The sequence below is a fragment of the Paenarthrobacter sp. YAF11_1 genome, from assembly GCF_052113445.1.
Classification (GTDB): domain Bacteria; phylum Actinomycetota; class Actinomycetes; order Actinomycetales; family Micrococcaceae; genus Arthrobacter.
Map to the genome: position 1 here is coordinate 144,897 of NZ_JBFRDF010000008.1, position 20,543 is coordinate 165,439.

Genomic DNA, 20,543 nt, shown 5'->3' on the forward strand with positions numbered 1-20,543 from the left:
CCCGAAGAGAGGGGCGACGCCCGCAAGGCAAATCGGACTGAGCTTTGGCGGGCCTTTACGCTCCCTGCCGTGATTGGCTTGGCTGTGATTGGCATCGCGGGGGTGAACTTCGCGAACGGCCTCTCGGAGCAGCAAGTGCAATCGGGCTCGAACGTGAAAACCTGCGAAGTCCTGTCGCGGGCCGCCCTCGCCCCTGACGCCCGTGCCCTGTTCGGTGTGAACCTGGACTGGCATTCCAAACCGCTTGCCGCCTTCGCCAGCGACCTTGGCCACAAGCCTGCAGTCAGCGTCTCCTTCACAGGGTTTCCCCTCACAGCCAAGGACGAAGACGACCTCCGGCGGGCAGTGGAGCAGATTCGAGCCGACGGGCACATGATGCTGCTGACCCTGGAACCTCACGACGGACTCTCCACTGTGACTGAAGAAACGGCAACGGCTCTGGCGAAAGACCTCGCCGAATTCAACGACGACGGCGTACCCGTGGTTGTCAGGTTCGCCCACGAAATGAACGGCTCCTGGTACGCCTGGTCCCAGCAGCCACAAAAGTACAAAGAAGCTTTCCAAACGCTGGCCAAGGCGGTGCACTCCACCGCGCCGGGTTCCGCCATGATGTGGGCTCCCAATTACGGCGGCGGATATCCTTTCGCGGGCGGAGAGTTCGAAGCCAAACCAGGCACCCCCGAATTTCTGGCACTGGATACCAGCGGCGACGGCGCCCTGACCATGGACGATGACGCTTACGCCCCCTACTACCCGGGAGACGAGGCTGTGGACTGGGTTGGCATGTCCCTGTATCACTGGGGCAGCACCTACCCTTGGGGCGAAAATGAGCTACCGGAGGCCAACAAATTCGCCGACCAGCTCACCGGAAACTATCGTGGTGCCAACGGGGATGACAGCCTGCTTCCCGACTTCTACGGCGTATACGGCACGCAGCATGGCAAACCGGTCGCCATTCCGGAAACTGCCGCCTTGTTCGCACCGGGCTCTGGTGGCGAGTCGGAAAATGTCATCAAGGAAGCCTGGTGGACCCAGCTCTTCAGCCCCACAACACATCAAGAATTCCCGCAACTGAAGATGATCAACTGGTTCGAATGGGACAAAGACGAGGTGGAAGTCAAAGGCCGGGTGGACTGGACCGTGACCAACACCCCCGAACTGCGGGAAGCCTTCACTACGTCACTGCCGGACTGGTTCCGTTACGGCCCGGAGGAGTCGTGCCAGCCCCGGAAGTGATGCCGGGCCCGGACGCGTGTTCAGGTTCTGAAAGGAACGAAGCCAACCGCTGAAGCGCCGGAAGGCTGGCCGCGATCTGTTCGCGTTCCTCCGGGAGCAGGCGGGCGCTCGCGGCAATGAGCGCTTCCGCCCATTCGCCCTCCAGGAGTGACTTGATCCGCCGGGACTCGTCTGTGGGGTGGAGGGAAACGTAGCGCTTGTCCGAGGCGTCCTTGACACGCGTGACCAAGCCGGCAGCTACGAGCTCGCGCAATTGGGAGCTGACGTTGCTCAGCTGCCGACCGAGCCTGGCCGCCACTTCGGCGACGGTGACTCCGGGATGGCCTTCAACAACGCGGAGGATTTCCAGCACACCATTCGAGATGGGGCGGAGTCCTGTCTCGTTGAGTGACTTGCGGCGAATGTCGGACGAGATATCAATCATGCAGACGGCCAGGGCCTTGTGGTCCACAGTCTCTTCTCCCATCCCCCAAGCATAGGTGGGGCCGCGCCTCTTCAACTCCCTGGCCGTCGGCTGCAATAGTGGCAGGATGATCAACCAGCAACAGCTCTGGGACCACGACGCAGCGGAGCAGTATGACACCCCCGGGGTGGGGATGTTCTCACCTGATGTGCTTGGCCCCACTGTGGAGGTCTTGTCGGAACTCGCGTCGGGAGGTCCCGCCGTCGAGTTTGCGATCGGAACCGGACGCGTGGCCATCCCGCTCCTTGAAGCCGGTGTGCCAGTCAGCGGCATTGAGCTGTCCCATGCCATGATCGCCCGCCTGCGTGAAAAGGTGGGGGAGGACCGGATTCCCGTGGTCCAGGGCGATATGTCCCAGGTTTCAACAGGTTCCCATTACACGCTGGCATTTCTGGTGTTCAACACCATCGCCAACCTCCTGACCCAGGACGAACAAGTCCGGTGCTTCCAGAACGCTGCCCGCCACCTGGCTCCCGGCGGCCGCTTCGTCGTCGAGCTCTGGGTACCGCAACTGCGTTCACTGCCGCCCGGGCATGGCGGAACAGTGGAGGTGAGCCAGCCCGGATACCTCTTGGTGGACACCTATGACGTGCTCCGCCAGCACGTTATCTCGCACCATGTGCAGTTCGGCCCCGACGTTGAGGATGGGCGCGAAGCGCGGATCGGGCGGACACCACACCGGTACATCTGGCCGAGTGAACTCGACCTCATGGCACGCATTGCTGGATTCGAGCTGGAACACAGGTGGGCCGACTGGGACCGCAGCGAATTCACCGCTGAGTCCCGCAGCCACGTGTCGGTATATCGGCTCACGAACGCCAGATGACCTGAATAAGTAGCGGGACAGCTGATAGGGGTAGAGTCGGCCACCACCCGGCCCAGAGAGTCGTCGTACGAAAAGCTCGGCTCTGCTGGTCGATTGCTAGGCTGGACTCATGACCCGTCGACTTGCAGTCCTGTCCGCCGTCCCCGTCCTGCTGCTGCTCGTAGGCTGCGGAGCCGTGGAGGAAGCCGCCGGAAACGCTGCAAGTGAGGCCGCATCAAAGGTCGCCACCGCCGCTGCCGACGAAGTGACCAAGCAAATCTGCGCCGTTGTCCAGGATGGCTTGGTGGGCGTCGAAGACAAGCAGGTACTCGCTGGCCTGGTGACAGCCGCCGATGCCGCAGGCGTCCCCTCCGATATCACTACGCCCCTCCGCCAGATCGCCGACGCAGGTGACCAAGTACCAGCCGAGTCCGTTCAAGCATTGAAGGATGCTTGCCCCGCATAGCAGCTGTTGCGACGCGGGTGTGGACTATGGGCGCCGCTGTGGATTACGTCTGCCGGGCCTGCTGCAGTTGTGGCTCCCGGGGACGTTCAGTTGCGGGTGGCCTGACTGGCGGCGCGGGTGACGTAGCGTCCTCGTGCCCAGGCAGACGTGGCGGTTTGGACCGGTAGCTGTGCCCGGTAGGGGTTCGGACTTCCATGGTGTGCGTTTGGCCATGCGGCACACTGGCGCTCCAACCAGGGATTTCCTTGGTGTGATTGCATGCCTCGCATAGCCCCGCGCCGTTGTTGAGGGTGGTGGTCCCGCCGTTGTGCCATGGGACCACGTGGTCGAGATGCCTGATAGGCGCATCGCAATACGGGGTTCGGCAGGTGTCGTCCCGGGTCTCGATGAAGCGACGTAATCGCTGGGGGAAGATCCTCGCTTTGGAGTCCATGGTCAGGAGTTCGCCGCGTCCCGGAGCGGTGTAAAGCCGCCGGATCATCACCCGGAATTCTTGGCGCTCCTTGGTTTCCGCATCTTGTTGGCTCGGGCTCTCAGCCGTGGAATTGGCGGGCGATGCATGCGCAGGCTCGGTGGGCCCGTCGGCCAAGAGAACTCTGGCCCATTCAGCGGGGACGATTCCGTATCCCTGGATTCGGGCCGGTTCGCTGTCGCCTTGGAAGAGCGTGCGGTCGGTCATGACGAGTTGGAGGTCGACCCCTGCGACCCCGCCAGGTGTTCCAGTGAGCCGTTCTACCAAGGTGTCGGCCATGATCTGTCCACGGTTTCGGCCGTCGCTGGTCGAGCGGGCTGAATCTGCGTGCCGGCTAAGGGCAGCGTAGGCGGCGACACCTTGAGCCACGGGAAGCAGAGCGGTGAGGATTGTCATGGTGTCCGGAGCCGGGCGAAGACTGACCCTGCGTTCTGCGGCCGCGTGACTGGCCCGCTGGGCCGCCGAGCGTGGATCGCGCCGGTAGGCTGCGGCCTTCGCGGCCGCGATGATTATCCTGTCCCCGGACCCGTCGAACGTGCCCGTGTCAGGTGCCAGCTCTTCATCAACGGCGGCGCGGTCTTCAACGCTGAGGCACGCAGTTTCCTTGACCAGCAGGGTGGCACGCCATTCGTTGAGCTGACCTGTTTCGAGGGCGACCATGGTGTGCGGCATCTCGGTGACAAGCGCCCTCGCAAGTCCGAGCAGCCGGGATCCACGGTTCGGCGATTCGCGCCGCGCGAGGGCCACCTGAGCGGCGACACCGCGGCCTTGCTCTGCCGTGGGAACACCTGCTTCGGCCTGCTCCCGGCGCTGAGCCAGATCCAACGCGACAGCGGCCCTGGCCTGACGGGCAGTGATCGCGGATTTCAGGTCTTCCAAGGCGCGAATCTCATTGACCAGCCCGCTACGGCTGGTGCTCGCGGGCAAGGAACCAATAACGGCGGCGAGGCCCGCCAACGTAGAACCGGGCTGAGCCGACTCCCAGGGCATCGAGGCATCGGCCGGTAAGGGCATCGCCTTGCCCGCCTGACTGGTCCGAATCTGCTCCATGTCCCAACTCTTCCAGTCGGGAGAATCGGATATCAGACCCCATTTCGCCTATGTGGAAAACCGCGCACAGTATCCGGTATCGCCTGGACCGGCGGCTGCGCTCGCAGTGGGGCAGGGTTTACCGGCTCCCGGAAGCCCCGGCCCCAGCCAGCACCACCCGTGCCCGCACCGCGATCGCTGCGCCGAGAACCAGCGCTGCAGCGACAGCCGCCGCAACCGCCGTCGGAAATGACTCGGGTGAATCGGCGCTGCGGCCAACAGTGATCCACGCCAGACCCCACGCGATGGCGGCTGCGAGGGCGAGGCGGCCGTGTCCTTTGATGGCCAGTGCGATGCCGACAACGGCCACCACTACCAACACAGCCACTGACCAGACTTCGGGCCGCAACCCCAAGCCTGAGAAGCCGGAAGCCTTCAAAGCGGCGGCAATGTTGGCGCACACGGCCACGCTGGTCCAGCCGAGGTACAACCCCAAAGTCCCGTCCACCACAACAGCCTCAACCCATGAGATGGCACGGCTCTGGCTGTACCGCAGGAACGCCAGGACAAGGGACACCAGCAGGGCCAGGATCACCAGCACACTGACAAAGAGCCAGCCAGCCTGGACGGACACGATCCACGCGGCGTTCAGGACCATGGACACGGCCACGATCCAGCCGAGGGAGCGCTGCCGCGGATGGGCCCGTTGGGACGGCAACCACTGCCACACCGTGTAGGCAACCAGTCCGGTATACACCACGGACCAGATGGAGAAGGCCGGCGTTGCGGGGGCGAGGAGCGTGGAGTCGGCGGCCAGTGCACCGCCTGCTGCCTGGGCGATCGGGGTTCCGCCGAAGACCCCGACGCCGATCATCGAGCCAACGATGCAGATCACCAAGCTCACGGTGACCGTGATCTGCCGGGCGAGGTCCGAGCTTAGTGTTGCCATGTGCAGAGCCTCTTTCCTTGTGGGACGAGTGTGGATGTGCGGGCGGATGTGCGGTGTCATGCATTTCATGAGGTCCGTGACTTACTATCAAATTGCTAGCAAGACAAGCTTTACGTTTATCAAAGGAACATTGGATGGACTCGGAAGGCCACGCAAAGGGCTATTGGTACGGCAAAGATCCAGGTCAGAAGGCCATTGCGATCGATGTGCTGAATGCCCTGCGGGATTACCGCGCCTCCGAGCAGGCGATGCGCCGCCGGACCCGCTCGTCCATGGGAATGGGTGAGAAGGATCTGCTGGCCCTCCGGTATCTGTTCGAAGCCGAGGCCTCGGGCACGGTGATGAAGCCGAAGGATCTTGGCGACAAATTGGGGATAACGTCGGCGTCCATGACCACCCTGATCGACCGTTTGGTGGAGTCCGGCCATATTCGGCGTGAACCCCATCCGACGGACCGGCGTGCCCTGATCCTGAAGGCGACGCCGGGCTCGGACCAGGAAGTACGGCACACCTTGGGCGGAATGCACCGACGGATGCTGGATGCGGCGTGCGCCTTGAACCCGGACGAGTCGCAAATTGTGGTGAACTTCCTGCAGCACATGCGGGAGGCTTTGGACACCATCGATGAAGAGCCTGGAGATCCAGAAGAGGCTGACCACGCTGGGAAACCAACCCTGTCATGACGTGAGGCTCCACTGCAGGATAAAGATGAGCGTCACCAGGAATCCTGACCCATAGTTGAGCCAGATAAACCGCCGCCACGCCACATTGGTGCGCGCCGCCGTCGTATCCGTCACGTTCCACCAAGGCGCGCAGTTGGCGATATACGGGACGGCGATGATTGCCGCGAGCGGCCCGGGCCACGGCGTGGCGAGCATCGCGAGACCGGCAACAAGCCAGAGCACGACGGCGAGCCTCACCGTTCGGCGGGCACCGAACACTGTTGCTATGGAGCCGATGCCGGCCTGCCGGTCGGGTTCGATGTCCTGGACGGCGCCAAAGGCGTGCGCGGCCATGCCCCAGAGGAAGAAGGCCGCCAGCAGGATCACCAGGCCGGGCGTCACCTCCGCACCGGCCAGCGCCAACCCGACGACGGCGGGACTGACGAAGTGCGTACTGGACGTCAACGAGTCCAAGACCGGGCGTTCCTTGAAGCGAAGCCCCGCGACGGAGTAAGCAACCACAGCGAAGGCGCTCACGGTCAGGCTGATCCATGCGGCGGGTCCGCCCGCAAACGCCAACACCAGCAGGAACGGCACGTTGGTGATGGCCGCAAGCCACAGCATGGGGCGGTGCAGGTGGGGCTGGAGGAGTGCACCCTCCATGCCGCCCTTGCGGGGGTTTTTCAGGTCGGATTCGTAATCGAAGACGTCGTTGATCCCGTACATGGCCAGGTTGTAGGGGATGAGGAAGTAGAAGGTGCCCACCACCAGGACCCAGTCGATCTCGCGGGAAGTGAGCAGCATTGCCGCCGCGAACGGGTAGGCGGTGTTGATCCAGCTGACGGGGCGGGACGCGAGGACGGCTTGCGGGACCAAGCCTTTGAGAGGAGTGGGGCCTTTGAGGGTTCCAGGACCTTTGGTGCTGGGGTTGGATTCCCGTTTGCGCGTCAGCCACAGCCACAGCCCGGGAAGCGCCACGACACCTGCCAAGGGGTACGCAAAGTCCTCGATCGGGGCGAGCCCTGCTTTGATGCCGAGGATGTGCGAAGGGTCGTAGTGGAAGAGTTCCATCCCGATCATGACGGAGTCGAACACCGCGGTCAGGACAGCCAGCGCGGCAAAAGCGAGGCCCACAGCTTTCCAGTGCTTGCGCGCCTCCCCGGGATGGGCGCCTTGCCGGGCGAAGACCACGCCGGCGATCACTGCTGCGGTGATGAACGCGAGCGCGAGCCACAAGTACGTCATGCGTTCTCCCGCTCCCGCTGATTCCCACTGCGAGCGGCCGTGCTCCAGCCGAGCAGCCGCCGGGCGCCCGTGTAGAGGACCATGGTGCACAACACCAGGAAAAGCAGGAAGACGGGTTCCTCGATGGGCAGCTCCGGGCCAATCAGCAGTCCCGTGGCGATGGTGCCTTCACCTCGGAGGAAGATTCCCAAACCGATCCCGGCCAGGTCCCAGGCGAGAAGGAACAGGACTCCGACGGCGGTGACGACCGCCGCTGCTTTAGCGTCGCGCCAGAAGAACAACCGGAAGCGGTGGTCGAGCAGGAGCATGCAGATGATGCCCAGCAGCAACGACACCAAGTAGAGGACACCCATCAGCCAATCCTGCTAGCTACGGGCCTCACAGTGGTAGGGCCGGCACTGTGATCGCCGCGGATTCGTTTCAAGACCAGCTCGGCACTGATGAGGCACATGGGCACTCCTACACCGGGGGCTGTGGTGGCGCCGGCGTAGTAGAGGCCCTGGACACGCTTCGAGGCATTCTGTGCCCTGAACATGGCACTCTGTCCCAGCGTGTGCGCCGGCCCCAGCATGCCGCCGCGCCAGGAGTTGTACTCATCAGCGAAGTCGGCGGGTCCGATGGTGTGCCTGACCACCACGCGGTCGCGGAGGTCCGGGATGTTGGCCCACTGTGCGATCTGGTCGATGGCTGCATCGGCGGTCCGCTCGATGAGGACATCGCCGCTGCCGTCGGGGCCGCCTGCTCCAAGCTGCGGATCGGCCGGGACGGGAACCAGGACAAAGAGATTCTCGTGCCCTTGTGGGGCAACCCCGGTGTCGGTGGCGCTGGGTTTGCAGACATAGATGGAAGCAGGGTCCGGAATGCTGGTCTCCGCACCAAAGATGGCTGCGAAATTCGCCTCCCAATCCCTGGTGAAGAACAAGGAATGGTGGGGAAGTTCCGGCAGGGAACCTTTGACGCCCAGCATCACCAGGACGGCGCCGGGTCCGCTGGTGCGGCTCTGCCAGTACTTGTTGTTGTAGCTCCGGTCCCTGACGCCCAGCAGTTGGGTTTCGGTGTGGTGCAGATCGGCGCCGGAGACCACCAGATCCGCAACGCTGTAGTGCTCCGTGCCCGAGGTGTCCCGCCACTTGACCCCGGTGACTTCGCGGCCATCCTTCCCGGACAGGGCAGGAGGGAGTTTGACGCCATCGAAGCGGCCCACCTTCCTGGTCCGGGGTGCCTCGCGGGTGGTGATCTTCAAGGCTTCGGCACCGGTATGGATCCTGACGCCGGCATCCACCGCCAGTGATTCAAGCCGCCTCACGAGCTCCCAGAATCCGCCGATCGGATACTGGACGCCGTCGCCCAGGTCCAGGGCACTCATCAAGTGGTACATGGCGGGAGCATCGGAAGGATTGGTGCCAAGGAACACCGCCGGGTATCCCAGGACCTGCCGGAGCACGGGGTGCTGGAACCGTTGGGACACGTACTTGTCCAGCGGTGTCAGGAGCAGTTGCGCGAGTTTGGGCAGGCTCCGCAGTACTTCCGGATGAAGCAGCCCTTGCAGCCTGGTGAACGGGTTGTAGAGGAAGAACCGCTCAGCCATGTCCGTGGTGTGACGCGCGGACGCGAGATAGGAGGTGAGTTCCCTGGCGCTGCCGGGCTCCACGCCCTCGAAGGTTTCCAGAACCTGGTCGCTGCCCAGCGGGACTGTCAGCGGGTCCGGCCGCACGCCGTCGTGGTTTGGCTCGCTGAAGATGCGGTACGCCGGACTGAGCGTCATCAGGTCCAGCTGTTCCGCCGCGCTGGTGCCGAGCAGCTTGAAGAAGTGGTCGAAGACGCCGGGCATCAGGTACCAGGAAGGACCGGTATCCCAGCGGAAGCCGTCCCGTTCCAAGCTGCCGGCGCGGCCACCCACCCGGTCGCGCTGCTCAAGGAGTTGGACCTCGTGGCCTTCGTGGGCAAGGAGTGCGGCGGTGGCAAGCCCAGCAATGCCACCGCCGATCACTACAGTCCGCGTCATCGGTGCAGCTCCATCCAGGTTGAGGCGACGGCGCGTGCGGCGAGACCGGCTTTCACGGCGTCAGGTACACGGACCCTTGAGCGATACAGCTCGTCCACCGTGGTCTGTTCGATCCTGTCCGTGAGGGCCTGGAACAGCGCCGACGCGCTCCGGACAGCGGCCCTGGCATCGCGGGGCAGCATCGGAATGACGGCGTTGGCGTCGGCCAGCTGGGCCCGGACGGTCATGACCCACTCCACCCGGTCATGCTCCTCGAGGTGGTCCGAGGTGCCGAGGTAGTTGCGGCCCAACCGGGAGGTATCGTCCGCCAGGTCGCGGAGGAAGTTGATGTTCTGGAAAGCAGCGCCCAACCTGCTGGCGCCATACTGCAAGGCTGCGGCGTCGCCGTCGTCGATGTTTTCATCCCGCATGAAGACGCGCAGGCACATCAGCCCCACCACCTCAGCGGAACCATGCACGTAGCCGTCGTGGGCATCCGCGTCGAATCGGAGTGGAGCCGGCTGCTGCGCAGAAGTGCCTGCTGACGTGCGCTCGCCGAGGTCCGTCCGCATGGAAGCGAAGAAGGGATCGATGAGGGTCTCATCAATCCCCGCCGTCCTGGCAGTCTGGGCAAAGGCATGAATAATGAGATCGCTGCTGTAGCCGAGCTTGACCGCGCGGTGGGTTTCATCGATGAAGTGTGCCAGGGCGTCGCACTGTTCCTGGTAGCTGAGGCCGGCTTCCGCGGTGACGCCATCCACGAGCTCGTCCGCCACCCGCACCAGGGCGTAGATATTGCGGACGTGCTGGCGGTGCCGGGACCCCAGCAGCCGGCAGGCGAGGCCGAAGGACGTGGAATAGGCGGCGATGACCTGGTTGGCGGCCCGCTCGGCCGTCCGGGTGAAATGGGTGAAAGAGGTATCGGTGGCGACGCTCATGATTGCCGTCCTTCCAGCTGCCCTGCAAGGTCAAGCAGTACGTTGCGTGCTTCCAACGGAATGGTGCTTGTGAGCTGATGGTTGAAGGCCGCCATCTGTTCCTCGATGAGGCTCTGGACAAATGCTTCTGCTCCGCACTCGGTGAGGTGGCGGCGGACGTGCTCGCCTTCCTCGCCGTTGAGTCCGGGCCTGCCGAAGAGGGGCGCGATGTGCGGCCACGTGCTGGTGGTCCGCGCGTGGGCGATGATGGCGGTTTCCTTGCCTTCGCGCAGGTCCGAAAAAGGATCCTTGCCGTGGCGGCGCGGATCCCCGAACGTGGACAGGAGGTCGTCCTGGAGCTGGAAGGCCAGGCCAAGATGCCGGCCGGCGGTTGCCAGTGCAGTCTCGACGGCGAAGTCCGCGCCGGCCAGCGCTGCGGCGGCGCGCAGCGGCAATTCGAAGGTATAGGTGGCGGTTTTGTACCCACACATCACCAGGATGGTCTCGAGGTCCGGGGCAATGACGCCGTCCCCCAGCCCCACGTCCAGTTGTTCGCCGGCCACCGTCTCGTTGATGGTGTGTTCCAGCAGGTCCAGAAGGCGGAGCCGTAGTTCGTGGGGGAGATCCGCGCGGGCGAATGCTTGGTGGGTTGCTGCGAGCAGCATGTCGCCCATCAGGATTCCGCCGGTCTGGGCCCAATGCAGGCCGCCGTCCGGACGGGGGATCTCGCCGGCTTCTGCGAGGAGTGAGCCGATGAGGTTGGGATGCCCGCGGCGGACGAGGTCGCCGTCGATCACGTCATCATGCAGCAGGAAAGCGTAGTGGAGGAGTTCAATGGCGGCGGCGATGCTGATGGCTGTTTCGCGTTGGCCAGGGCCTTCTTGTTCCGGCCGTGATGAGCCGCGTTGCAGGAGGGCGTCGTACGTTTCCATGAGCAGCAAGGGTCGGACAAACTTGCCGCCCAGCACGTTCTGGCCCGCCAAGCCCCACAGCCTGGCGAAGTTGGGGCCGTAGGCGGTTGCCGCGCTGGCCCTCTTGCCGATCAGCCCGGTCAGCTCGTTTTCGATGGCGCCGCAGAGGTCGGTGCGGCTGCGGAGGGATCCTGAGGTGACGGTCATGATGTGGCTCCCTCGTGTAAGGGCAATGCCCGTGCTTCAAGGAGTTGGGGGAACTGCAGGCCGAGCCAGGGGCTGAAAGCGGACGGCGTGTGTGCCAAGGCGTCCTCGAGCAGGGCCGGGGAGATCCAGGCCCAGTCAGCAACCTCGGCTGGATTCGGCTGCAGGGGGCCGCTGATCCGTGCCATGAACACCGGGCAGACCTCATTTTCGACGATGCCCGTGGGGTCCACCGCCCTGTAGCGGAAGTCCGGGAGGACCAGTTCGATCCTCTTGGCGTCCACCCCGAGTTCGAACTGCGCGCGCCGCATTACAGCGTCCTCGAACTCTTCGCCTGGTGCCGGGTGGCCGCAGAAACTGTTGGTCCACACTCCCGGCCAGGTCTTCTTTTCAGGTGAGCGGCGGGTCAGGAGGACCTCACCGGCGTCGTTGAGCAAATAGCAGGAGAAGGCTAAATGTAGGGGCGTGTCCAGTGTGTGCACTCCCGCTTTTGCGGTCTCCCCGATGGGTGCTCCGGCGTCGTCCAGGAGGACCACCATCTCTGTCGCGTTCATCCTGCGCCTACCTCCTACACCCGGTGCCTTAGAGAAACTTGAATATTGCTAGACAAGCTAGAAGAAAGGCTACCATGTAGGAAGTTAGGTGTAACATACTCAACATGTCCAGTCCTGAAGAGATTCCTGAAGAAGCCGGGACCCCGGTTTCCTCCGGTATTTATCATCTGGACGCCAACGATCCCCATGAAGAACTAGTGGACCGATCCGGTCTTTCCGACGACGACGTGCAGCAGATCAGCGACATCATGGCTGCGCTGGCACGGCTGCGCGAGGCGGAACAACGGCTGGCCGATGCCTCCTTGAGGTACATGAAGCTCAACCAATCAGACATGCGTGCCCTGCACTATTTGATTGTCTGCGCCAACCATGGCGTCATTGCCACCCCCGGTGCAATAGCCTCCCGCCTTAACATCTCGACGGCGTCAACCACCAAGCTGCTCGACCGGCTGGAACGCGCGGGTCATGTCACGCGACGCGCCCACCCTTCCGACCGCAGGGCGCTCGCGATCGCCATCACCCCCGAAACGCACGAGGCCGCGACGCGGACGGTGGGACGGCAGCAAGCCAAGCGGTTCCTGGCGGCAGCCAGGCTCACTCCTGATGAACGGGACACCGTAATGCGCTTCCTGGATGACATGGCGCAGGAGATCGAGGTCTCCGAAGAGGTGTGGGCAGGTTCTGCGGGCTCCTCTGCAGCGGATCAGCGCTAGTACAGGAAGATCGGCAGCCAATCCCGGTTGTGGGCGTGGACCAGTGCCAGGAACAACACGAAGTCGAAGAGCAGGTGCACGGACACCACGTAGGTGAACGACTTGGTCAGTTTGAAGGTGTACCCCTGCAGCAAGGCGAACGGGAACGTCAGCAAAGGACCCCAGGACTGATATCCGATTTCCCACAGGAATGAGGAGAAGACCACGGCTTGCAGGAGGTTGGCCAGCCAGTCCGGGAAGTGTTGCCGCAGCAGAGTGAACGTGGTGCAAATGAAGAACAGTTCGTCCCAGATTCCTACGGCATTAACGCCCAGGAAGAGCCGCCAGAAGATGTCGGGGTCGGAGGCGTCGGGCCAGTTTTGGTAGACGCCGGTGCTGATCAGGTAGACCGGCAGGATGAAATAGCCCAACGCAACGACGCCTATCAAGTACAGCTTCGCTGCCAGAGGCCATTTTCGGCCTGTGTTGACGGGGAACTTGATGATGTCTTCCCGATACACAAAGCGGGAGACCAGCCACGGCACCAGCACTGCCAGCGCGAGCGCCCCACCCATGATGGCCATGTGCTCCGTGCTGAGGTCCGCGTTGAGCGGTACCAGACTGAAGATGGTCATGCCTGCCGCGATCAGCGCGAGGTGCCTCATCAGCCGGCTGTCAATAAAAGCGGCGGTGACAACACTGGCCAGCAGCAAGCCGTAGCCCAGCAGTTCATTTCCCACCGCAAAGAGGGGAATGCCGGACAGGGAAAGCAGCGCCGCCGGTACCAGTTTCCAGCTGATCGCTGTTCGGGGTGCTTCCGTTGAAAGGGGCGTCACCCCCTAAGCATCTCAGGCCGGCAGCCGGCCGACACGGTTTTGGGCGCCCGGAAAAGCGCATCGGCACAACGGTGAAGTGTTCTTCTGTATTATTCGTGACAGGGCCCACAGATGGGTCGGTCGAGTTGTTGTCTGGCTTTGCCAGCGGGGGATACATATAAAGGAATAGCCGATGGCTCAAGAAGAGGGCTCTCTTTCACCGGATGGCCGTGCGGATGCCGCACGCCAGGATGGCACCAACGCGTCACCGCGCGCTGAAACGTCAGCGCCTGCTGAGGCGACCCTGCGCGAGCAAGTGAAGGACATCATCGAATCCATCCTTGCCGATACCGAGCCGCGCAGCGAAGCCGCCAGAGCCAAGCTCGGTGCGTTGTTGGAGGCGCATCCCGAGGACCCTCAGCGCGCCCTGTTGGAGCACCTGCAGGAAACCCGCAAAGATGCCGCTCCGGCATCCGCAGTGCCGGTTCACCTCGAATCCGCCAGCGTGCACCTCGAATCCGTTGACGCAGCGCGGACCGTGTCGGTTCCCGTCAGCCACGAAGTCCGGGAAGGAATCCAGTCCGTCCTGGCGGACAAACTCCTGCTGACGGCCTTCCAGCCCGTCCATGCACTGCCCACCGGCGAGGTCGTAGGCGTTGAAGCGCTCACCCGGTTCGTGGGTGAAGACGGCGCCGGCGCCGATGTCTGGTTCAGCGAGGCTGCTGCCGCAGGGTTGGGAACCGAGTTGGAGATCGCTGCCCTCCACTGCGCTCTCACCGCGGCGCACGACGTCCCGGAAACCATGTCCGTTGCCCTTAACCTCACCCCCGTAACTTCCAGCGACCCCAGGGTCCGGAACCTGCTGGCCGCTGCGGCACTCGCGCCGGACCGGATCATTGTTGAACTCACTGGCAGCCTGGCCGACGTTGGAGGCCAAACCGGCCGCGACGGACTCGGACCCCTGCGCGCTTTGGGTTTGCGGCTTGCCATCAGCGCCTCCGGGGCGGCGTTGGTAGCCTTGGAGCGGGTGGAGCAACTGCGCCCGGACATCATCAAGCTGGACCGCCACCTGATTGAAGGCATCGAAAGCAGCGAAGGCCAAAGGATCCGGGCAAGGGCGATCGTTGAGCTCGCCAGGGAGATCGGGGCCGAAGTCATTGCGGTAGGCATTGAGACGGCCGAAGAACTCGAGGAAGTCACGGCGCTGCAGATCACCGCAGCCCAGGGATACCTCCTCGGACGCCCCTCGGTTCACCCGCTGGACTGGTCGGCGTGGAGCATCCGCGCACAAACAGAAGCCCAGCCTGCCGGCTGACAGCTGTCTCATGCTCGACGGCGGCCCTCACCCCTTAAGGTGAGGGCCGCCGTCGTTCTTGACGGGTCCGTTCTCCGTCGGCTCCGTGACCTAGTCGGCCATGTGCCGCGGATCGTTGCCCACGAAGGTTCCGGGAAGCATTCCGGCGCCGAAGACGGGGCCCGGTTCCGGCCGCTTGGGGTGCCTGACGTCGTCGTCGTTCCGCTGGGTCAGGCGACGCACCACCCAGGGGAAGAGATGATGGCGTGCCCACACAATGTCGCCTGCCCGGGCCTCCCGCCAGCTGCGCTCGGGCAGGGGTTTGGGCGTTAACGGCTCAAGGGAATGGGGAACGTTGAGAGTGTTGAGGACCATGATGGCGATGGTGTGCTGGCCCAACGGCGAAAAATGGAGCCGGTCAGGATCCCACATCCGGGGATCGGTGAGCTGGCGCAAACCCCAGAGATCGGCCACCACGGCGCCATGGCGGGCCGCCACTACCCGGATGTTCTCGTTGTAGATGGCCACCTTGCCACGTGCCAACCCCAGCACCGGGGTGGCGCCCCAGTCCGGCCCGGTGAACAGCAGGATGGTGGCACCGGTGGAGGCCAGCGTTTCCACGCCGGTGTCCAGTTCGAGGGCCAATCTATCGGGATCGCTCCGGTGAAAGAGCAGGTCGTTGCCGCCGGCATTGAGCGTGATCAGATCTGGTTTGAGGTCCAGTGCCGGGCCCACTTGCTCCTCCATGATTTCATGGAGCAACCGTCCACTGATGGCCAGGTTGGCGTAGGCGAAATCCTCGTGGCCGGTGCTTAGCTCTTCCGCAACCCGGTCTGCCCAGCCTCGGAGACCGCCGGGGCTCCGTGGCTCGGGATCGCCCAAACCTTCGGTGAAGGAGTCGCCCAAGGCCACATAACGGCTCCACGGGTGCAGGCCGGCCCCGAAGCTACCGGAACCACCCTGCCCCCATCCGTTGGCACTTTGGGCGTTCATCTCCCCATAGTGCGCCTGCCGGACCCGCGGCGCCATGGCTGGACTGGCTTGGCCTGCAAGGAGTTGCCTGGGGGGTGCCGGGCAAGCTCAGTTCTTGCTGAATATCAGGCTGACATTCTGGCCGCCGAATCCGAAGGAGTTGGAGAGTGCTGCGGGAGGCGTTCCGCGGCGTTGTTCGGTGACAAGGTCAAGCCCGATCGCGGAGTCCACGTTTCCCGGGTGAAGGTTGCGGGTAGGTGGGATGACTTCCTCTGCAACGCTGCGGGCCGCGATGATGGCTTCGACGGCGCCGGCGGCACCGAAAAGGTGGCCCAGGGAGGCCTTGGGGGCAGTCACCGGAATGGTGTCGCCGAAGATGGCCTTAATGGCTTTTGCTTCCGCCAGGTCCCCCAAGGTGGTGCCGGTTGCGTGGGCGTTGACGTGGCCCACGTCAGCCGGGCTCATCCCGGCGTCGCCGAGGGCTTTGGTGATGGCGGTGATCTGGCCTTCGCCGTCGTCCGCTGGTGCCGTCATGTGGAAGGCGTCCGAAGCGATGCCCACGCCGCGCAGCACGGCATGGACAGTGGCGCCGCGGGCTGTGGCGTGCTCGGCACTTTCCAGCACCATGATGCCTGCGCCCTCGCCCAGGACGAAGCCATCGCGGTCCGAGGCAAACGGGCGCGATGCAGAGGCGGGGTCCTCCTTGAGTGTTGAGAGCGCCCTCGTTTGCAGGAAAGCGGCGACGGTGAAGGGCGTAATTGCCGCTTCAGCGCCCCCGGCAATGACCACATCGGCCTCGCCGGAACGGATCAATCTGGCGGCCAGGGCGATTGCTTCGGCGCCCGAGGAGCACGCCGAGACCGGAGTGTACGAGCCGGCCTTGGCGCCGTAGCGGATGCTGACAGCCGCGGCGGGGCCGTTGGCCATGAGCATCGGCACTGCCCGCGGGGAAACGCGGCGCTGACCGCGGTTCTCCAAGGTGTCGTCCTCCCGGAGCAGCGTGCCGATTCCGCCCACGCCCGTTCCTACCGCCACGGCCAGCCGAGTGCCGTCAACCCGGGGCGAGCCGGCGTCTGCCCAGGCTTCTGCCGCGGCAACCAGGGCGGCTTGCTGAACCCGGTCCAATCTTTTGGCTTCGACGGCGTCAAGTCCGGTGGCTGGGTCGACGGCCATGGGCGCGGCGATGGTGACGGGGAGCCCGCTGCCCCGCAACATATCCGGCTCGACATCCCGCACCCCTGAACGGCCCTCAAGGAGGGCGGCCCACATGGTGTCGGCGGTGCCTCCCAAGGGCGTGGTGGCACCTATTCCTGTCACAGCGATATCTCGTACCTTCAAGACAACTCCTTTTCTTGTATGGCATACAAGATAACTCGATAGTTGTATGAAGTACAATTTCTTGCATGGTTACAGGGAGCAAGGGGAAACGACAGCCGGGAGGCCCGTCGCAGGCCCGGGGACACTCGACCAGGGGCCGGATTCTGGACAGCGCGGTAAAGCTCTATCTGGCCAACTCTTCGGGTGAGGTGAGTGTGGCCGCGATTGCTGCAGATGCCGGAGTATTCCCAAACCAAGTGACCTACTACTTTGGTTCCAAAGACTCGCTGTTCATCCATGCAGCTTTCCTGTCACTCCTCCACGATGCGGAGCGTGTTGAGGCGATCGGCCACAGCGCGCGGAACCCTGAGTCATTTCGAAGGAACATGGCCCGCACGGCGCTGATGCTCCCGTCAATGCCGCTGGTGGTGCGTGCCCTGGCGGTGGGAACGTCCCGGCCGGCCCTGGCTTCGGTGGTGGATCAGCATCTGAATCTGCTCTTCCGGCAGTCCGAGCGTTACTTGGTCCGCCTTCTGAAGCAACGGCAATGGGAAGTGGAACGGCCCGTGCCGGTGGAAACCAGGACCTTCTGGAGCGCAGCCTTCGGAGCCACCCTCCTGTCGCAGGCCGGCGTCACGGGATCCGGCAGCGACGTGGACCTGGCCGGCACCTTGACTGTTCGCGCGTGAGTGCGGGGGCCGGGAAGGGCGGTGTGTTTGCGGAATCGAGGTGTGCGGACGCCTGCCTCAGAGTGTAGTTCGCGGGCGCCGTCCCTAGGGCTTCATCAACCGCTGCATCTGCTGCCCGGCGTCGCTCCCGGGCGCGGGCGTGTAGACCACGATGTGCAGGTCCGGCCGGTCCGAAGGAGAGACCTGGTGGTGTTCCAGATGCAGCACGCCAACAGCAGGGTGGTGGAACTGGCGCTCGCGGGATTCGAAGCCCAGGATGTCGTACCGGTCCCAGCTTTCCTGGAATTCGGGGCTGGCCTCCTTGAGTCGTTCCACCTGGTACTCCACATCGGGATCACCGAGTCGTTGTCCTGTCTCGGCCCTGAATTCAGCCAAAAAGCGTTTGCTCGTGACGTCCCAGTCCGGGAGCAGGTCACGGATATAGGGGTCGGTGAAGACGAGCCACAGCAGGTTCCGGTCAGAGGCGTCGAACGTGCCGATGTTGGGATAGAGCGCCTCGTAAGCGCGGTTCCAGCCGGCAATGCCCCAGTCGGGTGACAGCGCGTAGGAAGGGTTGGGATCCAGCGCGTCCAGGAGGCGCTGCACGTGGGCGGGAGCGTCCGCGGCGACCGGACCGGCCGGTGGAGCGGAGGAGTAGCCGCCCAGGGACAGCACGTAGCTCATCCCGGTATCGGACAAATGCAGTGTGCGGGCCACCGCTTCCAGCACCTGGCGCGAGGGGCTGATGTCACGGCCCTGCTCCAGCCAGGTGTACCAGGTGACGCTGACTCCGGAAAGGAAGGCGATCTCTTCCCGGCGCAGGCCGCGCTCGCGGGAGCGACCCACCGGGGGCAATCCGTAGTCGGACCGCAGGGCTTGGTTGCGGCGGGTCCTGAGGAAGAGTCCCAGTTCCTTGCGCCTCTCATCTTTCACGAACTCAACACTATTACTCTGGTACTTTCACTACTAGTAGCAGCACCGTCTTCCACCCGCTGTAGAACAACAGCAGGATGGTACGTATGCCTGCACTTCGCTCCAGAACAGTTACCCACGGCCGCAACATGGCCGGCGCCCGCGCACTGCTGCGCGCTTCCGGCGTCGCCAACACCGACATCGGCAAGCCGATCATCGCCGTGGCCAACTCCTTCACCGAATTCGTCCCCGGCCACACCCACCTGGCCCCGGTGGGCAGGATCGTCTCCGACGCGATCCTCGCCGCGGGCGCTGTGCCGCGCGAATTCAACACCATCGCCGTGGATGACGGCATCGCCATGGGCCACTCCGGCATGCTGTACTCCCTGCCGTCCCGCGACCTGATCGCCGACTCCGTTGAGTACATGGTCAACGCACACTGCGCCGATGCTCTGGTCTGCATCTCCAACTGCGACAAGATCACCCCGGGCATGCTCATGGCCGCCCTGCGCCTGAACATCCCCGTAGTGTTCGTCTCCGGCGGTCCCATGGAGGCCGGTCGGGTAACACTGACCGACGGTTCCGTGCGCTCCCTGGACCTGGTGAACGCGATTGCCGACGCCGTGGACGAGTCCATCTCCGATGAAGACATCAACCTCATTGAAGAGAACGCCTGCCCCACCTGCGGCTCCTGCTCGGGCATGTTCACCGCCAACTCCATGAACTGCCTCGCCGAGGCGATCGGCCTGGCCCTTCCGGGCAACGGCTCCGTGCTCGCGACCCACACCGCCCGCAAGGCGCTGTACGAGAAAGCCGGCGCCACCGTCGTCGAGCTCGTCAAGCGCTATTACGACGGCGACGACGACTCCGTGCTGCCGCGCTCCATCGCCACTGCCGAGGCCTTCGATAACGCCATGGCGCTGGACATCTCCATGGGCGGCTCCACCAACACCATCCTGCACCTGCTGGCTGCTGCGCAGGAAGCGGGCGTTGAGTACGGCCTGGCCGAAATGGACGCCAAGTCCCGCCAAGTGCCGTGCCTGGCCAAGGTGGCCCCGAACGTCGCTGGGGACAAGACCTATTACATGGAGGACGTGCACCGCGCCGGCGGCATCCCCGCCCTGCTGGGTGAGCTGAACCGCGGCGGCCTCCTGCACAAGAACGTCCACTCCGTGCACTCCAACGATCTGGACGGTTGGCTGGACGACTGGGACATCCGCGGCGGCAAGGCCACCGATGAGGCGCAGGCACTGTGGCACGCGGCCCCCGGTGGTGTCCGCTCCTCCACCGCTTTCTCGCAGTCAAACCAGTGGACCTCCCTGGACACCGATGCCGAGGGCGGCTGCATCCGTTCCGTGGAACACGCTTTTTCCAAGGACGGCGGACTGGCTGTGCTGCGCGGCAACGTCGCGCTGGACGGCGCCGTGGTCAAGACCGCAGGCGTGGACGAGTCCATCTGGATCTTCGAAGGCCCCGCAGTTGTGTGCGAATCACAGGACGAAGCGGTGGAAAAGATCCTGAACAAGTCCATCAAGGAAGGCGACGTGGTGGTCATCCGCTACGAGGGCCCCCGAGGCGGCCCGGGGATGCAGGAAATGCTCTACCCAACCTCGTTCCTCAAGGGCCGCGGCCTGGGCAAGAAGTGCGCCCTCATCACGGACGGCCGCTTCTCCGGCGGAACCTCGGGCCTGTCTATCGGGCACATTTCCCCGGAGGCCGCCTCCGGCGGCGCCATCGCCCTGGTGGAGGACGGCGACATCATCAGCATCGACATCACGCAGCGCTCCCTCCAGTTGCAGGTATCCGACGAGATCCTTGCCGAACGCCGCGAAAAACTCGAAGTCAACGGTGGCTACAAGCCGAAGGACCGGGAACGCCACGTGTCTCCCGCGCTGCGCGCCTACGCAGCTATGGCGTTGTCGGCGGACAAGGGCGCCGTCCGCGACGTCTCTTTGGTGGAGAACCTCTAAGTGCTT

At 64.2% G+C, this 20,543-nt stretch carries 21 protein-coding genes; 8 read left to right on the forward strand and 13 right to left on the reverse strand.

Going from position 1 to position 20,543, the window contains the following annotated elements:
* The first annotated feature begins 69 nt into the window (after positions 1-69).
* Positions 70-1,236, forward strand: coding sequence for a glycoside hydrolase family 26 protein (locus AB4Y77_RS14070; RefSeq protein WP_442014375.1), 1,167 nt, complete (start codon positions 70-72; stop codon positions 1,234-1,236).
* Here AB4Y77_RS14070 and AB4Y77_RS14075 read toward each other — a convergent pair.
* Positions 1,175-1,702 (reverse strand): MarR family winged helix-turn-helix transcriptional regulator, encoded by a 528-nt coding sequence (locus tag AB4Y77_RS14075; RefSeq protein ID WP_311211613.1) that lies wholly within the window; start codon positions 1,700-1,702, stop codon positions 1,175-1,177. The genes AB4Y77_RS14070 and AB4Y77_RS14075 overlap by 62 nt on opposite strands.
* Before the next feature lie 64 nt (positions 1,703-1,766).
* Here AB4Y77_RS14075 and AB4Y77_RS14080 point away from each other — a divergent pair, with 64 nt between their 5' ends.
* Together AB4Y77_RS14080 and AB4Y77_RS14085 are read left to right on the forward strand one after the other, a co-directional pair.
* A complete protein-coding gene (locus AB4Y77_RS14080) occupies positions 1,767-2,525 on the forward strand; it encodes a class I SAM-dependent DNA methyltransferase (protein WP_311211612.1) in 759 nt (252 codons plus the stop codon).
* Positions 2,526-2,634: 109 nt separating this feature from the next.
* The gene (locus AB4Y77_RS14085; RefSeq protein ID WP_442014376.1) at positions 2,635-2,970 is read left to right on the forward strand and encodes a hypothetical protein; all 336 of its coding nucleotides are present in this window, start codon (positions 2,635-2,637) and stop codon (positions 2,968-2,970) included.
* Positions 2,971-3,013: 43 nt separating this feature from the next.
* Here the strand turns inward: AB4Y77_RS14085 and AB4Y77_RS14090 are convergent, their stop codons facing one another.
* Together AB4Y77_RS14090 and AB4Y77_RS14095 are read right to left on the reverse strand one after the other, a co-directional pair.
* The gene (locus tag AB4Y77_RS14090) at positions 3,014-4,492 is read right to left on the reverse strand and encodes an HNH endonuclease (protein WP_442014377.1); all 1,479 of its coding nucleotides are present in this window, start codon (positions 4,490-4,492) and stop codon (positions 3,014-3,016) included.
* A 118-nt stretch (positions 4,493-4,610) separates the two neighbouring features.
* On the reverse strand, positions 4,611-5,420 hold the full coding sequence (locus AB4Y77_RS14095) for a tryptophan-rich sensory protein (RefSeq protein ID WP_442014378.1): 810 nt from the start codon (positions 5,418-5,420) through the stop codon (positions 4,611-4,613).
* A 134-nt stretch (positions 5,421-5,554) separates the two neighbouring features.
* Here AB4Y77_RS14095 and AB4Y77_RS14100 point away from each other — a divergent pair, with 134 nt between their 5' ends.
* Entirely contained in the window at positions 5,555-6,103 is a 549-nt protein-coding gene (locus AB4Y77_RS14100; protein WP_311211608.1) for a MarR family winged helix-turn-helix transcriptional regulator, read from the forward strand.
* On the opposite strand, the gene AB4Y77_RS14105 is transcribed toward AB4Y77_RS14100, so the two are convergent.
* The 6 genes from AB4Y77_RS14105 to idi are packed head-to-tail and all read right to left on the reverse strand — an operon-like array spanning position 6,098 to position 11,897.
* Positions 6,098-7,327, reverse strand: a complete 1,230-nt coding sequence (locus AB4Y77_RS14105; RefSeq protein WP_442014379.1) for a prenyltransferase — start codon at positions 7,325-7,327, stop codon at positions 6,098-6,100. The genes AB4Y77_RS14100 and AB4Y77_RS14105 overlap by 6 nt on opposite strands.
* Positions 7,324-7,680: a lycopene cyclase domain-containing protein gene (locus AB4Y77_RS14110; RefSeq protein WP_442014380.1), complete on the reverse strand. Its 357-nt coding sequence runs from the start codon at positions 7,678-7,680 to the stop codon at positions 7,324-7,326. Before AB4Y77_RS14110 ends, AB4Y77_RS14105 begins: the two co-directional genes overlap by 4 nt.
* Complete coding sequence (crtI, locus tag AB4Y77_RS14115; RefSeq protein ID WP_442014381.1) at positions 7,680-9,332, reverse strand: phytoene desaturase family protein; 1,653 nt, start codon at positions 9,330-9,332, stop codon at positions 7,680-7,682. Before crtI ends, AB4Y77_RS14110 begins: the two co-directional genes overlap by 1 nt.
* On the reverse strand, positions 9,329-10,249 hold the full coding sequence (locus AB4Y77_RS14120; RefSeq protein WP_442014382.1) for a phytoene/squalene synthase family protein: 921 nt from the start codon (positions 10,247-10,249) through the stop codon (positions 9,329-9,331). Before AB4Y77_RS14120 ends, crtI begins: the two co-directional genes overlap by 4 nt.
* A complete protein-coding gene (locus AB4Y77_RS14125; protein WP_442014383.1) occupies positions 10,246-11,346 on the reverse strand; it encodes a polyprenyl synthetase family protein in 1,101 nt (366 codons plus the stop codon). Before AB4Y77_RS14125 ends, AB4Y77_RS14120 begins: the two co-directional genes overlap by 4 nt.
* The gene (gene idi / locus AB4Y77_RS14130) at positions 11,343-11,897 is read right to left on the reverse strand and encodes an isopentenyl-diphosphate Delta-isomerase (protein WP_311211602.1); all 555 of its coding nucleotides are present in this window, start codon (positions 11,895-11,897) and stop codon (positions 11,343-11,345) included. The genes AB4Y77_RS14125 and idi overlap by 4 nt, the downstream gene beginning before the upstream one ends.
* A 104-nt stretch (positions 11,898-12,001) precedes the next feature.
* Here idi and AB4Y77_RS14135 point away from each other — a divergent pair, with 104 nt between their 5' ends.
* Complete coding sequence (locus tag AB4Y77_RS14135; RefSeq protein ID WP_442014384.1) at positions 12,002-12,610, forward strand: MarR family winged helix-turn-helix transcriptional regulator; 609 nt, start codon at positions 12,002-12,004, stop codon at positions 12,608-12,610.
* Here the strand turns inward: AB4Y77_RS14135 and AB4Y77_RS14140 are convergent.
* A complete protein-coding gene (locus AB4Y77_RS14140; RefSeq protein WP_442014385.1) occupies positions 12,607-13,425 on the reverse strand; it encodes a CPBP family intramembrane glutamic endopeptidase in 819 nt (272 codons plus the stop codon). The two genes, AB4Y77_RS14135 and AB4Y77_RS14140, sit on opposite strands and share 4 nt — an antisense overlap.
* Before the next feature lie 172 nt (positions 13,426-13,597).
* Between AB4Y77_RS14140 and AB4Y77_RS14145 the strand changes: the two genes are divergently transcribed.
* Positions 13,598-14,719 (forward strand): EAL domain-containing protein, encoded by a 1,122-nt coding sequence (locus tag AB4Y77_RS14145; protein WP_442014386.1) that lies wholly within the window; start codon positions 13,598-13,600, stop codon positions 14,717-14,719.
* 90 nt (positions 14,720-14,809) lie between these two features.
* Here the strand turns inward: AB4Y77_RS14145 and AB4Y77_RS14150 are convergent, their stop codons facing one another.
* Positions 14,810-15,691 (reverse strand): SGNH/GDSL hydrolase family protein, encoded by an 882-nt coding sequence (locus AB4Y77_RS14150; protein WP_442014387.1) that lies wholly within the window; start codon positions 15,689-15,691, stop codon positions 14,810-14,812.
* Positions 15,692-15,778: 87 nt separating this feature from the next.
* Positions 15,779-17,008, reverse strand: coding sequence for a beta-ketoacyl-[acyl-carrier-protein] synthase family protein (locus AB4Y77_RS14155; protein ID WP_442014388.1), 1,230 nt, complete (start codon positions 17,006-17,008; stop codon positions 15,779-15,781).
* 65 nt (positions 17,009-17,073) lie between these two features.
* Here AB4Y77_RS14155 and AB4Y77_RS14160 point away from each other — a divergent pair, with 65 nt between their 5' ends.
* Positions 17,074-17,676: a TetR/AcrR family transcriptional regulator C-terminal domain-containing protein gene (locus AB4Y77_RS14160; protein WP_442014389.1), complete on the forward strand. Its 603-nt coding sequence runs from the start codon at positions 17,074-17,076 to the stop codon at positions 17,674-17,676.
* Between the two features lie 84 nt (positions 17,677-17,760).
* On the opposite strand, the gene AB4Y77_RS14165 is transcribed toward AB4Y77_RS14160, so the two are convergent.
* Complete coding sequence (locus tag AB4Y77_RS14165; RefSeq protein WP_311211595.1) at positions 17,761-18,588, reverse strand: helix-turn-helix transcriptional regulator; 828 nt, start codon at positions 18,586-18,588, stop codon at positions 17,761-17,763.
* Between the two features lie 86 nt (positions 18,589-18,674).
* Between AB4Y77_RS14165 and ilvD the strand changes: the two genes are divergently transcribed.
* The gene (gene ilvD, locus AB4Y77_RS14170) at positions 18,675-20,537 is read left to right on the forward strand and encodes a dihydroxy-acid dehydratase (protein ID WP_311211594.1); all 1,863 of its coding nucleotides are present in this window, start codon (positions 18,675-18,677) and stop codon (positions 20,535-20,537) included.
* The last annotated feature ends 6 nt before the right edge of the window (positions 20,538-20,543 follow it).